This is a genomic window from Cupriavidus sp. 291-E7, from assembly GCF_057798835.1.
This window is the reverse complement of record NZ_JBYOJV010000013.1, coordinates 35,757-51,130: the sequence shown is the minus strand read 5'-3', so window position 1 is coordinate 51,130 and position 15,374 is coordinate 35,757. Positions and strand designations below refer to the sequence as shown.

13 protein-coding genes are annotated in these 15,374 nt (G+C 66.4%); 10 read left to right on the top strand and 3 right to left on the bottom strand.

What is annotated here, in order from left to right; genetic code table 11:
- Positions 1 to 32 precede the first annotated feature (32 nt).
- The 10 genes from AC3FLX_RS21965 to AC3FLX_RS21920 all read left to right on the top strand — a co-directional run bounded on the left by AC3FLX_RS21965 (position 33) and on the right by AC3FLX_RS21920 (position 10,863).
- Positions 33 to 1,262, top strand: coding sequence for an NAD(P)/FAD-dependent oxidoreductase (locus AC3FLX_RS21965; protein ID WP_488699432.1), 1,230 nt, complete (start codon positions 33 to 35; stop codon positions 1,260 to 1,262).
- On the top strand, positions 1,250 to 1,840 hold the full coding sequence (locus AC3FLX_RS21960) for a DUF3261 domain-containing protein (protein ID WP_488699431.1): 591 nt from the start codon (positions 1,250 to 1,252) through the stop codon (positions 1,838 to 1,840). The genes AC3FLX_RS21965 and AC3FLX_RS21960 overlap by 13 nt, the downstream gene beginning before the upstream one ends.
- Positions 1,837 to 3,036 (top strand): beta-ketoacyl-ACP synthase, encoded by a 1,200-nt coding sequence (locus tag AC3FLX_RS21955; RefSeq protein WP_488699430.1) that lies wholly within the window; start codon positions 1,837 to 1,839, stop codon positions 3,034 to 3,036. The genes AC3FLX_RS21960 and AC3FLX_RS21955 overlap by 4 nt, the downstream gene beginning before the upstream one ends.
- Positions 3,037 to 3,038: 2 nt before the next feature.
- A complete protein-coding gene (locus tag AC3FLX_RS21950) occupies positions 3,039 to 3,500 on the top strand; it encodes a hotdog family protein (RefSeq protein ID WP_488699429.1) in 462 nt (153 codons plus the stop codon).
- Positions 3,497 to 4,228: a 3-oxoacyl-ACP reductase FabG gene (gene fabG / locus AC3FLX_RS21945; RefSeq protein WP_488699428.1), complete on the top strand. Its 732-nt coding sequence runs from the start codon at positions 3,497 to 3,499 to the stop codon at positions 4,226 to 4,228. The genes AC3FLX_RS21950 and fabG overlap by 4 nt, the downstream gene beginning before the upstream one ends.
- A complete protein-coding gene (locus AC3FLX_RS21940; protein WP_488699427.1) occupies positions 4,225 to 5,454 on the top strand; it encodes a beta-ketoacyl-ACP synthase in 1,230 nt (409 codons plus the stop codon). Before fabG ends, AC3FLX_RS21940 begins: the two co-directional genes overlap by 4 nt.
- A gap of 91 nt (positions 5,455 to 5,545) precedes the next feature.
- Positions 5,546 to 7,105, top strand: coding sequence for an HAL/PAL/TAL family ammonia-lyase (locus AC3FLX_RS21935; RefSeq protein WP_488699426.1), 1,560 nt, complete (start codon positions 5,546 to 5,548; stop codon positions 7,103 to 7,105).
- Positions 7,106 to 7,411: 306 nt separating this feature from the next.
- Positions 7,412 to 7,900, top strand: coding sequence for a tripartite tricarboxylate transporter TctB family protein (locus AC3FLX_RS21930; RefSeq protein ID WP_488699425.1), 489 nt, complete (start codon positions 7,412 to 7,414; stop codon positions 7,898 to 7,900).
- Between the two features lie 5 nt (positions 7,901 to 7,905).
- The gene (locus AC3FLX_RS21925) at positions 7,906 to 9,450 is read left to right on the top strand and encodes a tripartite tricarboxylate transporter permease (protein WP_488699424.1); all 1,545 of its coding nucleotides are present in this window, start codon (positions 7,906 to 7,908) and stop codon (positions 9,448 to 9,450) included.
- A 147-nt stretch (positions 9,451 to 9,597) separates the two neighbouring features.
- Positions 9,598 to 10,863 (top strand): TIGR03862 family flavoprotein, encoded by a 1,266-nt coding sequence (locus tag AC3FLX_RS21920; RefSeq protein ID WP_488699423.1) that lies wholly within the window; start codon positions 9,598 to 9,600, stop codon positions 10,861 to 10,863.
- A gap of 48 nt (positions 10,864 to 10,911) precedes the next feature.
- On the opposite strand, the gene AC3FLX_RS21915 is transcribed toward AC3FLX_RS21920, so the two are convergent.
- Genes AC3FLX_RS21915 through acnA form a run of 3 tightly spaced genes read right to left on the bottom strand, consistent with a single transcriptional unit; the run spans position 10,912 to position 15,218 of the window.
- The gene (locus AC3FLX_RS21915; protein ID WP_488699422.1) at positions 10,912 to 11,646 is read right to left on the bottom strand and encodes an ABC transporter substrate-binding protein; all 735 of its coding nucleotides are present in this window, start codon (positions 11,644 to 11,646) and stop codon (positions 10,912 to 10,914) included.
- Positions 11,647 to 11,665: 19 nt separating this feature from the next.
- Positions 11,666 to 12,562 (bottom strand): GntR family transcriptional regulator, encoded by an 897-nt coding sequence (locus AC3FLX_RS21910; protein WP_488699421.1) that lies wholly within the window; start codon positions 12,560 to 12,562, stop codon positions 11,666 to 11,668.
- A 28-nt stretch (positions 12,563 to 12,590) separates the two neighbouring features.
- Entirely contained in the window at positions 12,591 to 15,218 is a 2,628-nt protein-coding gene (gene acnA, locus AC3FLX_RS21905; protein ID WP_488699420.1) for an aconitate hydratase AcnA, read from the bottom strand.
- Positions 15,219 to 15,374 lie beyond the last annotated feature (156 nt).

Genomic DNA, 15,374 nt, shown 5'->3' with positions numbered 1-15,374 from the left:
GCAAAACCAGATATCGCAACAGGATTGAAGACATGAATATCGAACAAGTGGATGTGCTCATCATCGGTGCCGGTCCCTCAGGCTCCGTGGCGGCGGGATTGCTGCGCAAGCGCGGCATCGACGTGCTGGTCATCGAGAAGGAGACGTTCCCGCGCTTTTCCATCGGCGAGAGCTTGCTGCGGCAGAGCATGGCCTACATCGAGGAGGCCGGCATGCTGCAGGCCGTGGTGGAAGCAGGCTTCCAGTACAAGAACGGCGCGGCGTTCGCGCGCGGCGACCGCTATACCGATTTCGATTTCCGCGACAAGTTCTCGGAAGGCTGGGGCACCACGTATCAGGTGCAGCGCGGCCACTTCGACCACGTGCTGATCCGCGAGGCGCAGAAGCAGGGCGCCGAGGTGCGGTTCTGCCATGTGGTGGAGTCCGTCGATGTGGAAGGCGATACGCCGCTGGTCACCGTGCGCAATCCCGATGGCGAACGGTACGCCGTGCGCCCGCGCTTCGTGCTCGATGCCTCGGGCTTCGCCCGTATCCTGCCGCGCCTGCTGGACCTGGAGTCACCGTCGAATTTCCCGGTGCGCAGCGCGATCTTCACGCACGTGGAAGACCGCATTCCGCTGGGCACGTTCGACCGCAACAAGATCCGGATCAGCGTGCATCCCGAGCATGTGGACGTCTGGTACTGGACGATTCCGTTCTCGGATGGCCGCTGCTCGCAGGGCGTGGTGGCGGAGGCGTCGTTCTTCGAGCGCTATGAGGGCGACGAAATGACCCGGCTGCGCAAGCTGGTGGGCGAAGAACCGGGCCTGGCGCGGCTGCTTGCCGATGCCAGGTGGGATACCCCGGCGCGCCAGATCGTCGGCTACTCGGCGAACGTCAAGTCGCTGTGGGGCAAGGGCTATGCGTTGCTCGGCAATGCCGGCGAGTTCCTGGACCCGGTGTTTTCCTCGGGCGTCACGATTGCTTTCAAGTCCGCGAGTCTCGCGGTGGCATGCCTGGCGCGTCAGCTCGACGGGCAGACCGTGGACTGGGATGCGGACTACGCGCGACCGCTGAAGTCGGGCGTGGATTGCTTCCGCACGTTCGTGGAAGCCTGGTACGAAGGGCGCTTCCAGGCCCTGATCTTCCACCCGAATGCCAGCGCCGAGATTCGCCGCATGATCTCGGCCATCCTTGCCGGCTATGCGTGGGATCAGAACAACCCGTTCGTGGTCGAGTCCAGGCGGCGGCTCAGCGTGCTGGAGCAGCTTTGCGAAGCCTGATCCGGCGCCTGATGGCAGCGTCCGCCGCCGCGGCCGTCGCGTTCTCGGCAAGCGGCTGTGCCACGCGGCAAGCTACGGTCTCCGCCAGTCAGCCTGTGCCCCAGCTGCGGCTGGCGCCAGCCATGCTTGGCCGGACACTGTCTCTGCAGCAGCAGATCACCGTGCAGGCCCGCACGCAGCACGGAGAGCAGACGCGCGAGCTGCTGGCGGTGTTGCAGGCCGATGCCACGCATACGCGGCTGGCCGCGCTGGCCGGCGGACAAGTGCTGGCGCGGCTCGACTGGGACGGCAACGACCTGCGCGTGACCCGCGCGCCGTGGGCGCCGGCCGAGGTGGCACCCGAGCGAATCCTGAGCGACCTGCAACTCGCGCTGTGGCCGCTGACGGCCATCCGTGCGGCGTTGCCCGATGGCTGGAGCATGGAGACGCTGGCAAGAACAGCAACGCGGCGCCTGAGTACTGGCCAGGAGCTGGTGGCCGAAGTCAGCTATCCGGATGACGTAACGACGGTGTTCGTCCAGTACCGCGACGGCTATCGGCTGACCATCCGCACATTGCCGACCGGAGAGCGCAATTGACCGTCTTCCTCAATCACGTGGGCGTGGCCTGCGCACTGGGCAGTGGCACGCAGGCCGTACGCGAGGCGCTGTGGAGCAGCGGCCCCGGCGATGCCATCCGTAGTGGCGAGATCACCGATCGCTACACGCCGGGACGACCGCTGCAACTGGGCACGGTAACAGTGCCGTTGCAGGGTAGCGATGTCCCGGCCTCCGCCGCACTGTCGCGGCGTAGCCGCAACAACGCGCTGATGCTGCATACGCTGGCGCAAATCCGTGGCGAGGTTGACCAGGCGCTTGCCGGTGTCGATCCGACCCGCGTGGCCATTGTGCTCGGCACCAGCACGTCCGGGATCGGCGATAGCGAACAGGCCATGCGCGAGCGCGCCCGTCTTGGGCAGTGGCCGGCGGGCTTCGATTATGGACAGCAGGAGCTTGGCTCGCCCGCGCAGTATCTGGCGGAGGTGCTGGGTACGGCGGGACCCGCCTATACGCTGTCGACCGCCTGCTCGTCCAGTGCGAAGGCGATGGCGTCGGCGGCCCGGTTGCTGGAGCACGGCATGGCAGACGTGGTGCTCGCCGGGGGCGTGGATACGCTGTGCAGCTTCACGATTGCGGGGTTTTCCGCGCTGGAATCCGTCAGCGCCGCGCGTTGCAATCCGTTCTCGGCCAACCGCAATGGCATCAACCTTGGCGAGGGCGCGGCCTTGTTCCTGATGACGCGCCGCGCCGGGCAGGTTCGCCTGGCGGGGTGGGGCGAGACATCGGACGCGCACCATATTTCCGCGCCCGACCCGGCCGGCACAGGCGCGCGCTCCGCGATGCAGCAGGCGCTTGCGCGTGCGGGGATCGATGCGTCGGCGATCGACTATCTGAACCTGCATGGCACCGCGACCGTGCAGAACGATGCAATGGAGTCCCACGCCGTGGCCGCGGTACTGGGCGGCGATGTGCCGGTCAGTTCGACCAAGCCGATGACCGGCCATGCGCTTGGCGCAGCGGGCGCGATAGAGGCGGCGCTGCTATGGCTGACGCTGGCCGACAACGCACGCGGCAGGCTGCCCGCGCACTGGTGGGACGGCGCGCGCGACCCCGCGCTGGCGCCGCTGCGTCTGGTGGAAGCGGGCGAGTCGCTCGGCCGCGCGCCGCGCTATGCGATGAGCAATTCGTTCGCGTTCGGCGGCAGTAACAGCACGCTGATCCTGGGAGAGGGCTAGACATGACCGATATGCAAGTGCTGCCGCCGGTGGCCGAGGTGGTTCCTCACGCTGGCGCCATGCGGTTGATCGACGAACTGCTGCATGCGGGCGAGAAGTGCGTCGCGCGGGCGACGGTGCGCGCCACGCAGTTGTTTGTGGACGATGCTGGCATGCCCGGATGGGTAGGCATCGAGTACATGGCGCAGACGATCGCCGCATGGGCCGGCGTGCGGGCACGGCGCGCGGGGGAGAAGCCGGGTATCGGCTTTCTGCTTGGCTCGCGGCGTTACGAATGCGACGTGGCGGCGTTTCCGGTGGGCAGCGAGCTGACGATTACGGTGTGTCCCGAACTGATCGGCGACAACGGTCTGGGAATGTTCGGCTGCACGCTGGCAATGGACGGCAGCGAGGTGGCGCGGGCCAATGTTTCGGTTTTCCAGCCTGCCGATGCGCAGGCTTTCCTGCAAGGACAGCAAGCATGACGAATCAGTGTGTGCTCGTGACGGGCGCATCGCGCGGTATTGGCCGCGCCATTGCGTTGCGGCTGGCGCGCGATGGCTACGACGTCGTGGTGCATTGCCGCTCGCGCCGTAGCGAGGCGGAATCGGTGGCCGATGCGGTGCGTGCAATCGGGCGTGGCGCGCGCGTGCTGTGCTTCGATGTCAGCCAGCGCGACGCCACGGCGGCGGCACTGCAGGCCGACATCGACGCGCACGGTGCGTATTACGGCGTGGTCTGCAATGCGGGCCTGGCGCGCGATGCAGCGTTTCCGGCGATGACCGGCGAGGAATGGGACGAGGTGGTTCACACCAATCTCGATGCGTTCTACAACGTGCTGAACCCGGTGGTCATGCCGATGGTGCAGCGGCGCCAGCCGGGGCGGATCGTGACACTGTCCTCGGTGTCGGGACTCGTCGGCAACCGGGGGCAGACGAATTACAGCGCGGCCAAGGCGGGCATCATCGGCGCGACCAAGGCACTGGCGATCGAACTGGCCAAGCGCGCGATTACGGTCAATTGCGTGGCGCCGGGGCTGATCGACACGGAAATGATCGAGGAACACGTGCGTGAGGAAGCACTGAAGCTGATTCCGGCGCGGCGTGTGGGCACGCCGGACGAAGTGGCTGCGGCGGTGGCGTTCCTGATGTCGGCCGACGCGGGGTATATCACGCGCCAGGTGATTTCCGTCAATGGAGGGATGATCGGATGAAGCGAGTCGTAGTGACCGGGGTGGGCGCCATCAGCGCCATCGGCAATGATTGGCGGACCGTGCGCGCGCGTCTTGAGTCGGGCGTGAGCGCCGTCGTGAGCATGCCCGAGTGGCGCAAATACAAGGGACTCAACACCTACCTGGCCGCGCCCGTGCCGCCGTTCGACGTGCCCGCGCATTACACGCGCAAGGCCACGCGCGCGATGGGCAGGGTCGCGCTGATGTCGGTGCTGGCAAGCGAGGCCGCCTTGCACGACGCGGGCCTGCATGGCCATCCGCTGGTGACCAGCGGCAAGCTCGGCATTTCCTATGGCTCGTCGACCGGCACGCCCGCGGCGGTGGCCGACTTCGGCCGCATGATGATCAACAATACGACCGAGGACGTCAGCGCAACGACCTACATCCGCATGATGCCGCACACGACGGCAGTCAACATCGGTGTGTTTTTTGGTATCACGGGCCGGATACTGACCACATCGAGTGCCTGCACGTCGGGTAGCCAGGGGATCGGCTACGCCTACGAGACCATTCGCGCGGGCCTGCAGACCGCGATGCTGGCGGGCGGTGCGGAAGAACTCGACGCCACAGAGGCCGCCGTGTTCGATACGCTGTTCGCCACCAGCACGAGCAATGACACGCCCGGAACGACGCCGCGCCCGTTCGATGCCGGCCGCGACGGGCTGGTGCTGGGCGAGGGCGCGGGCACGCTCGTGCTGGAGGAGCTGGAGCACGCGCGGGCGCGCGGCGCGCGCATCCTTGCCGAGATCGTCGGCTACGGTACCAACAGCGACGGCGCCCACGTCACCCACCCGAAGGCCGAGACGATGGCCGAGGCCATGCGGCTGGCGCTGGAGACCGCGCAACTCGATGCCGGCCGGATCGGCTACGTCAACGCGCATGGCACGGCGACCGAGCATGGCGACATCGCCGAGTCGCATGCCACGCATGCGGTTCTGGGTGGCGGCGTGCCCGTCAGTTCGCTCAAGAGCTTTCTTGGCCATACGCTGGGTGCCTGCGGCGCGCTGGAAGCATGGATGAGCATCGAGATGATGCGTGACGGCTGGTTCGCGCCGACGATCAATCTGGAGCAGCCGGACCCGCGTTGCGCCGCGCTCGACTACATCGTGGGCGAGGGGCGTAGACTTGATGCCGAATATGTGATGAGTAATAACTTCGCGTTCGGTGGCATCAACACCTCGTTGATCTTCCGCCGGTGGCAGGAGTGAGCCATCGGTGGTGTCGCCGTGTGCCGCCGCCATGTGGCATGCGCTGCCCAACGAACGCCTCAAGACCCTGAATTCGCCCCCGACCTATCCCATGAATATCAAGCAAGCTCCCGGCCTTGCCGCTTTGCCGGCCGACGCGGCCACCGTCGAGTTCGGCGGTGCCATGCTCACCATCGAGGACGTGGTGGCGCTGGCGCGGCGTGACGCTGCGCCGGTCCTGTCCTCGGCACCCGATTTCCGCGAGCGCATTCAGCGCGGCGCAGCCTTCCTGGACACCCTGCTGGCGCAGGAAGGCAAGATCTATGGCGTCACCACTGGTTATGGCGACTCCTGTGGCGTGGACGTTCCCGTGAGCCTTGCCGCGGAACTGCCCACTCATCTCTACACTTTTCATGGCTGCGGCCTGGGCCGGATGCTGGAGCCCGATGAAACCCGCGCCGTGCTGGCAGCGCGTCTGGCCTCGCTTTGCCGTGGCTATTCGGCGGTTAGCCCGGCGCTGCTCGAACAACTGACGGCGCTGCTGCAGAACGACGTACTGCCGCGCATCCCCGCTGAAGGCTCGGTGGGCGCCAGCGGCGATCTGACGCCGCTGTCGTATGTGGCCGCCGTGCTGTGCGGCGAGCGCGAGGTAGCGTTCGACGGACGCCAGATGTCCGCCGGCGAGGCGCTGGCGGCGATTGGCCGCGCGCCGTTGCGCCTGCGTCCCAAGGAAGCGCTCGCCATCATGAATGGCACGGCGGTGATGACCGGCCTGGCATGCCTGGCATGGCAGCGCGCGGCCGACCTGGCCCGCCTGGCGGCCACCATCACCGCCTGCGGCGTGGTTGCCACGGACGGCAACCCCTACCACTTCGACGCCGCGCTCTCCGAAGCCAAACCGCATCCTGGCCAGGTGCGCGCCGCGGCGGCAATCCGCGAATGGCTTGGCGGTGCACGGGCGCCGCGCCACTCGCGCCGGTTGCAGGATCGCTATTCGCTGCGTTGCGCTCCGCACGTGATCGGTGTGCTGGAGGACGCGCTCGACTGGTCGCGCCGCTGGATCGAAACCGAACTTAACAGCGCCAACGACAATCCTCTGGTGGAGCCGGACGAAGAGCGCGTGCTGCATGGCGGGCATTTCTATGGCGGCCATATCGCGTTTGCGATGGACGGGCTCAAGGCGGCCGTGGCCAGCGTGGCCGATCTGCTGGATCGCCAGCTCGCCACACTGGTCGATCCGCGCTTCAATCACGGCCTGCCGGCCAATCTGTCCGGGGCCACCGGACCCACGGCCTGCCTGCACCACGGCCTCAAGGCAGTGCAGATCGGCGTGTCGGCGTGGACCGCGGAGGCGCTGAAGAACACCATGCCGGCGGCATCGTTCTCGCGCTCGACGGAGTGCCATAACCAGGACAAGGTCAGCATGGGAACCATCGCCGCCCGGGACTGCATCCGGGTGATCGAGCTGAGCGAGCAGGTAGGCGCCGCGATGCTGATCGCGGTGCGGCAGGCGCTTGCGTTGCGCGAGCGGCTTGGCGGCACCATTCCCGCGCCGATGACGCCGCTGGTACATCGGCTGAACGAGCGTATCCCGTTTATCGAGGCCGACCGGGCGCTCGATACCGAGCTGGTGGCGCTTGTCGGCGAAATCCGCCAGGGCGAATGGCGCTAGCATGGTCCGCGCCAGCGCTCCTCGGCGCGCTGGCAACTTCCCTGTGTCTGGTTACCTGAGCGCCAATACAACCATCCGGGAGGCTTCCTGTCTCTCAATACAGGGATTACACCAACATCGTTGCCTTGCGGGCAAGATACATCACAACGTGATCTAAATTGTAAGGTTGCCGCAAGCCGCATGAAAGGCCCTTGGAAGACATCGTTTGTAGATTCCCTTCACCCGCATGCGCGGGCATTGAAGGAGACAAACGATGTTCGAACGCGAGACGCAGCGCCCGCTGCCTGATTGCCTGGGGGCTGACCAATGAGCCAGCCCCATCGCTTCAAGAAGGGCTACTACGGCGGGGCGCTGATGGTGCTGACCGGGCTGGCGGCCGTGACCGCCGGACTGCAGTACCACACCGGCACGCTGAGCCGCATGGGTCCCGGATTCTTCCCGGTCGCCGTTGGCGCATTGCTCGCGTTCGTTGGCGTGCTGATTGCCAGTTCCGCGCGCAACCAACCGGCCCCATCCAAGACTGAGCAGCCGTCGGGGCATGGGCATGGCCATGCGGCGCCCGACTTGCGCGGCACGGTGTGCATCGTGCTGGGCACGCTTGCATTCCTGCTGTTCGGCGTCTACGGCGGCATGATTCCGGCGACGTTCGCCATCGTCTTCATCTCCGCGCTGGGTGATCGCAGCAACAGCATCAAGCAGGCGGCAGCGCTTGCCGTGGCGATGTGCGTGATCGCGGCCGTGGTGTTTTCCTGGCTGCTGCAGATTCAGCTGCCGCTGTTCACCTGGGGAGGCTGAACGTCATGGTATCGAACTCCTTGCATGATCTCTGGTTCGGCTTCGGTGTGGCCTTCCAGGGCAGTAACCTGATGTGGTCGTTCTTCGGCGTGCTGGTCGGGAACCTGATTGGCGTGTTGCCCGGCATGGGCGCGCTGTCGGCCATCTCGATCCTGTTGCCGCTGACCTACGTGATGCATCCCGTGCCGGCCATCCTGATGCTGGCCGGCATCTTCTACGGATCGCAGTACGGTGGCGCGATCGGCGCGATCCTGCTCAATCTTCCGTCGCATCCACCGCACGCCGTAACGTGCCTGGACGGCTATCCGATGACGCGCGCCGGCAAGGGCGGAACGGCGCTTGGCATCACGATGATCTGCTCGTTCTTTGCCGCGTCGGTGGGCATTCTGGTGATGATCTTCGCATCGCCGTTGCTGACCGCCATCGCGTTCAAGTTCGGCCCCGCGGAGATTTTCTCGATCATGCTGCTCGGCCTGCTGGCGGGTTCGACGATGTCGCGCGGGTCCCCGCTCAAGGGCGTGGCCATGACGCTGTTCGGTCTGCTGTGCGGCGTGGTTGGCACCGATGTCAATACGGGCACGTTCCGCTTTGCGCTGGGCATTCCCGAATTGAGCGACGGACTGGAACTGGTGGCCATCGCGATGGGACTGTTCGGCGTGGCGGACTTCATCCTGAACGTGAACCGTATGACGGCGGTGACCAGCAACGCCAAACTGCGGATTCGGGACATGCGCCCCAGCATGGCGGAGCTGAAGCAGGCATTCTGGCCGATGGTGCGCGGCACGGGCGTCGGTACGCTGTTCGGCGCAATGCCCGGTACCGGCCCGACGATCACCACGTTCGTCGCCTATGCGCTGGAGCGCAAGATCTCGAAGACGCCCGAGAAATTCGGCACGGGCATGATCGCCGGTGTGGCAGCGCCGGAGGCATCGTCGCACTCGAAGACGCAGGTCGACTTCATACCGACGATGAGCCTGGGTATTCCCGGTGATGCGGTCATGGCGCTGATCCTGGGCGCGCTGATGATCCAGGGCATCGCTCCGGGCCCGCAACTGATCAGCGATCACCCGGACATTTTCTGGGGCTTGATCGCCAGCTTCTGGATCGGCAACGTCATTCTGATGATCCTGAACGTGCCGATGATCGGCGTATGGGTAAAGCTGCTGCAGGTGCCGTATCGCTACCTGTTCCCGTCGGCGATGTTCTTTATCGCCGTGGGCGTGTTCAGTACGCAAAGCAGCCTGTTCCAGATCTGGGAAGTGCTGGCTTTCGGCCTGATCGGTGCCTTGCTGATGTATCTGGAGTTCTCGGTGGCGCCGATCCTGCTGGGCTTCGTGCTCGGGCCGATGGTGGAGGAGAACTTCCGCCGGGCGTTGCTGCTGTCGCGTGGCGATATGTCGGTGTTCATCGAGCGGCCTATCAGCTGCACGTTCGTGGTGATCTCCGCGCTGCTGGTGAGTGCGGTCACGTGGTCGGCATGGCGCTCGCGCAGCGGCAAGAAGGCGACGACCGTGGAGGTGCCCGATTCTGGGCTGGCGGTGAACGAGTAGGGTAGGGCGCTTGTGGATCGCGCGAGCATCGCCGGTACCAGGCGATGCTCGCGGCACTCTCTATTTGCGCGAACAGTTGCGCGCGAATGCGCAACGGGCGGGGGCCTGGAGGATAATGCGTGATCGAATTCCTTCATCGCTCCGCTCATGCCCGCTGTCCCGTCCGCCGAACCCGTCCGCCTTCCCGGCGCCATTGTTGTCGGCGGTGGCCCGGCCGGTCTGATGGCCGCGGAGATGCTTGCCGCGCAGGGCATACCGGTCAATGTCTACGACGCCATGCCATCGGTCGGGCGCAAGTTCCTCATGGCGGGCAAGGGTGGCATGAATATCACCCACTCGGAGCCGCCGGATGCCTTTTTGGGCCGCTATGGCGCGCGCGCGGACCGGATCGCTCCGTTACTCGACACCTTCAACGCGGGAGAGCTGCGTGCCTGGGTGCATGCGCTGGGTATCGATACCTTCGTTGGCAGCTCGGGACGGGTCTTTCCCACCGACATGAAAGCCGCGCCGCTGCTGCGCGCGTGGCTTCACCGCTTGCGCGAGTCGGGGGTGCGCGTTCATGTGCGGCACCGCTGGACCGGTTTCGGAACGCCCATCGAAGGCTGGCATGTGCTGCGCTTTTCCACCAGGGAAGGCGAGATCGAAGTGGCCGCGCGCGCCGTCGTGCTTGCGCTCGGCGGCGGTAGCTGGGCGCGCCTCGGGTCCGATGGGGCATGGGTGCCGATGCTGGCCGCGCGCGGCGTCGACATGGCGCCGCTACAGCCCGCCAACTGCGGTTTCGATATCGAATGGAGCGAGCTGTTCCGTGCCCAGCACGCGGGCGAGCCTGTGAAGCCGGCGGCCATCGGCGTCACCACGGTCGATGGCACCACGCTGCATCGGCAAGGCGAATTCGTGATCAGCGAGACGGGCATCGAGGGCAGCCTGGTCTATGCGCTGTCCGCGCCGATCCGGGATCTCATTGCCGCGCAAGGATTCGCAACCATTACGCTGGACCTCGCGCCGGGGCGCACGGCCGAGGACGTTGCTGCCGAAGTCGGGCGGCCACGCGGATCGCGCTCGGTGTCCAGCCACCTGCAGAGCCGGCTGGGCATTACCGGCGTCAAGGCGCGCCTGCTGCGCGAGGTGCTGACGAAGGAGGCGATGCACGACCCCGTGGCACTGGCGACGGCCATCAAGGCGCTGCCGTTGCGGCTCGTTCGTGCGCGGCCGATCGACGAGGTCATCAGCACCGCCGGCGGCATCCGCTTCGAGGCGATGGATGACCGTCTGATGCTGAGCGCGTTGCCGGGCGTGTTCTGCGCGGGAGAGATGCTCGACTGGGAAGCGCCGACCGGCGGCTATTTGCTGACGGCCTGCTTCGCCAGCGGCCGGGCGGCCGGGCTGGGCGCGGCCGGGTATCTGCAGGGCTGACCTGGGCGCGAGCGACGACGGGCAGGGCGCCGCCGCCAGCCCCGATGTTCAGCCTTCCGCCGGCGCCACGTTGGCGCCCTGGATGTTGTGCTTGCGCAGTGCCCCAGCCACCTTGCCCGATGCCTTCATGTCTTCGACGAATGCCGCCAGGTAGGCCGCGGCCGCCTCGCCCCGCGACCTGTTCACGCCCATTGCCTGGCGGATCACCATGAAGCGCTCGCCGAGCAGGCGCAGCCCGCTCATGCCGGCCGTGTCGGCTTCCAGTTGCTGCTTCACGCCAGCGGCAACGTCGAGATTCTCTTCGAGGAAGGTCTTGACCACGGTCTGGGACGAGGGTGCGCGCACGATCTCCGCCTGCTGCAGTTCGCGCGTCAGGAACAGGTCGTAGGCGCTGCCCTTGCCAACCACGACTCGCGTGCCGGCACGGTCGACATCGGCATTGGTGCGCACCGCCGATGCATCGCGCACCATGTAGTAGCCTTCGATCAGCACATACGGTGCCGTGAATGCAATCGTGGTGCCGCGTTTGGGATCGATCGCAAAGAAGCCGATATCGGCTTCCTCGTTCGACACCACGTCGACGGACTTGCCGGCCGTTTCCACCACCACAAGCTCAAGTCCGACACCAAGCCGCTCGGCCAGTGCGGTAGCCAGTTCCACCGAAACACCGCCCGCGCCGCCACCGTCCTTGCGATGGGCCAGCACCGGGTTGCCGAGGTTGATCGATGCACGCAGCACGCCGGTCGGGGCGAAGGCGTCGAGTATCGCCTTGTCAACAGTCATGTCGTTCCTCTCAGTTTCACTACGGTTCCAGAATTTCAGTGATCCTGGCCAGCACGGTCAGCGTGTGGCCCAGGTGTTCGCGCATGGCTTCCGATGCGTCCTGGTTACGGCCGCGCTCCAGCAGGTCCAGCACGTGCAGGTGTTGCCTGGCGTGTTCTTCGTAGCGCGCGCGGTCGCGCATCGACCGGTACGACAGCAGGCGGCGCACGCGGTTGACGCGGCGGATCGCGTCGATAAAAAACGGATTGCCGGACGCCTCGACCAGCGATTCGTGAAAACGCACGCCACGATCGTGCAGTTGATCCGCCGTATCGGTCTCGATGCCGCCTTCCAGCAAGTGGACTTCCGCCGCGCGCAGTTGCGCGAGGGTGCGCGGATCGAGCCGGTAGCCCGGCTCCAGCAATGCGGCCGGTTCCAGCGCCAGCCGCATGCGATACGACTGCAGCAGAGATTCGGGCGTGGTCAGCATCGCCGAAAATTGCCAGCCATAGCCGGGCTTGCGCTCGCCCCAGCCTTCCTGCGCAATGCGCGTGAGCACGGCGTTGAGCTGCGTGGCGGTCAGCCGATAGCGGGTGCGGATGGCCTGTTCGGAGACTTCGGCCGGCAGCGTTCCCTTGAGCAGATCGTCGGCAATCTGGAAGTAGGCGGCGCTCACCACGTCCGGCGCGGACAGCCCGAGTTGCGATGCGAGATCGGTGGCGGACGCGGTCACGGGCTGCGCCAGGAAGAATCCACGGTTTTTCTCGCGCGTGACGATGCCTTTCTCATGCAGCAGCGCCAGCGCTTCATTGACGGGCGTGCGCGATACCCGGAGCTTGTCGGCCAGCATCTGGGCGCGCAGATGCGCGCCCGCCGGCAATTGCTCGTGCTGGATCAATTCGACGATCTGCGTCGCGATGGACCGGTCGTGGCTCATGGTGTCGGGCCCGCTGGCAGTACGGCAGTCACGCATCCGCGATGCCTGCCCTGTGCCGTGCCAGCGTCTTGTGCAAGATGGATGGAATCACGCCCCCGCGTCGCAGCAGCTCGACTTCGAGCCGGGTTTCCACGGCTGCGGTGGCATCGAATGCGTCCACCGATCCGTCCTTGCGCTTGATGCGCACCGGCACCTTGCAGCGCGGCGCCAGCGATTGCGCGTCGGCACCAATGTGGATCGCGTCGCCGGGCTGGATCGCCAGTGTTCGCGGACTCACACCCGCTGGCATGCGCAGCGGCAGGATGCCCATGCCGATCAGGTTGGAACGGTGGATGCGCTCGAAGCTTACCGCAATCACGGCACGGATTCCCAGCAGGCGCTGCCCCTTGGCGGCCCAGTCGCGTGAGGAGCCGGTGCCATAGCGTTCGCCCGCGATCAGGACTACCGATTGGCCATCGTCGTGGTAGCGCCGCGCCACTTCGAAGATCGGTGCGACATCGCCGCTGGGCACATGCACCGTATGCGCGGTGGGCGCATCGGGTTGCAGCAGGTTGACCAGTGTCTTGTTGTAGAACGCGGCGCGCAGCATCACTTCCCAGTTGCCGCGCCGCGAGGCAAACACATTGAGGTCGTCGCGGTCGTCGCCACGGCTGACCAGGAAGTCGGCAACGAAACTGTCTTTCGGAATCGCGCTGGCCGGTGAAATGTGGTCGGTCGTGATGTCGTCGCCAAGCACCAGCAGCGGCCATGCGTCGTATTCGCCAAGTTGCGAATCCTGATCGAGCGCGGCAAACGGCGGGCGCCGCAAGGCCGTCGAGCGGTCGTTCCAGGGGTAGCGCGCCGAATCCGCGGAGGGAAGGGCGGCCCAAACCGGATTTTGCGAAGCCACGGCGAAAGCGCGGGGGTAGTCGGTGGGGTCGGTGCCGGCGGCGAGTACGGCTGCCAGTTCATCGGGCGTAGGCCAGAGATCCTGGAGGAAGACCGGTGTACCGTCGGGCGCGACTTGCACCGGTTCGCGGCTCAGATCGCGCTCGGCGTCGCCGGCCAACGCGAAGGCCACCACCAGCGGCGGCGACATGATGAAGCCGAGATTCAGGTCGGGGTGGATGCGGCCCGGGAAATTGCGGTTGCCCGACAGCATGGCCACCGGCCAGACGGCCCCTGCGGCGGCGGCATCGCGTATCGCCGGTGTGAGCGGCCCGGAGTTGCCGATGCAGGTGGTGCAACCAAAGCCGACGATATCGAAGCCCACGGCCGACAGGTCATCGATCAGGCCGCTGCGCCGTAGATAGCTCGCGGCCGCCGGAGATCCCGGTGCCAGTGACGTCTTGATCCACGGCGCCACGGTCAGGCCCCGCGCGCGGGCCTTGCGGGCGACGATGCCGGCGGCCATCAGCAGCGCAGGGTCGGACGTGTTCGTGCAACTGGTGATGGCGGCAATCGCCACCGGATAGCGTGGCATGCCATCGCGCCGGGCTTGCACCGCGAACGGGAAGCTTGCGAGCGCGGCGGCCGTATCGCTATAGGGCAGCAGATCCTGTGGGCGGCGCGGGCCGGCCACGTGCATGCCGATGGTGGGCAGATCGATCTCGATCGTGCGCGTGTAGCGCGGCGTATTGTCGGGATCGAACCAGAGGCCCGCAAGGCGCGCGTAGGCACCGGCGCGCGCAACGTGGTCCGCGCTGCGCCCCGTGGCGCGCAGGTAGGCGAGTGTCTGTTCGTCGATGGGAAAGAAGCCGGTGGTCGCGCCGTACTCCGGTGCCATGTTGGCCACGACGCAACGGTCGCCCGCCGTCAGTGTGGCCACGCCAGGGCCGAAGAACTCGACGAATTCGCCCGACACGCCGATGGCGCGCAGCCGCTGCGTGACGGTCAGCGCCAGGTCCGTGGCCAGCACGCCCGGCCGCAGCGCACCGGTCAGATGCACGCCGACGACATCGGGAATCCGCTGCATCACCGGCATGCCGAACATCACGGTCTGCGCTTCGAGTCCGCCCACACCCCAGCCGAGCACGCCAATGCCGTTGATCATCGGCGTATGGCTGTCGGTGCCGATCAACGTGTCGGGCACGGCCCACGGCGCGCCGTCGCGCTGCTGCGTGGTGACGACCGTGGCCAGTTGCTCCAGGTTGATCGTATGCATGATGCCGGTGCCCGGCGGGTGGATGCGCACGCCTTTGAGCGCCTTCGATGCCCAGCGCAGAAAGCTGTAGCGCTCGGCATTGCGCTGGGCTTCGATGCGAAGGTTCTGCGAGGCTGCGTCGGGCTGTGCGAATGCCTCGACGGCCAGCGAGTGATCGACCGACGAGTCGACGGGAAGCACCGGATTGAGCGCGTCGGGGTCCGCGCCCGCTTCGGCCAGGGCATCGCGCATGGCCGCGATATCGACCAGCGCCGGGGTGCTCGTGGTGTCGTGCATCAGCACGCGGCCAGGTTGGAACGCAATTTCCGATTCGCTCGTGCCGGTATCGAGCCATGCCACGACGGCCGCGATGGCTTGCGCGCGCTCGTCGCCTTCCAGGTTGCGTGCGGCGTTTTCCAGCAGCAGGCGCAGCACGACCGGCAATCGCGCCAGTGACGCGCCAAGCATTCCGGGTAGATCCAAATAGCGATAAGTGATGTCGCCAGCGCAGAACTGGCCTTCCGATGGAGTCATGTCGCAGGCGGGAGCGATTTGTGGTGACCTGCATTTTGCATATGTATCTGTAAAAATGCAAAAGAAGCGTGAAACCTGCCGTGAGTCTTGCTCCCGGATGCCCTGGCGCGATGGCCCGACCGGTCCGCCCCGTTTGGAGCGCAGCCAAGCCCCAGC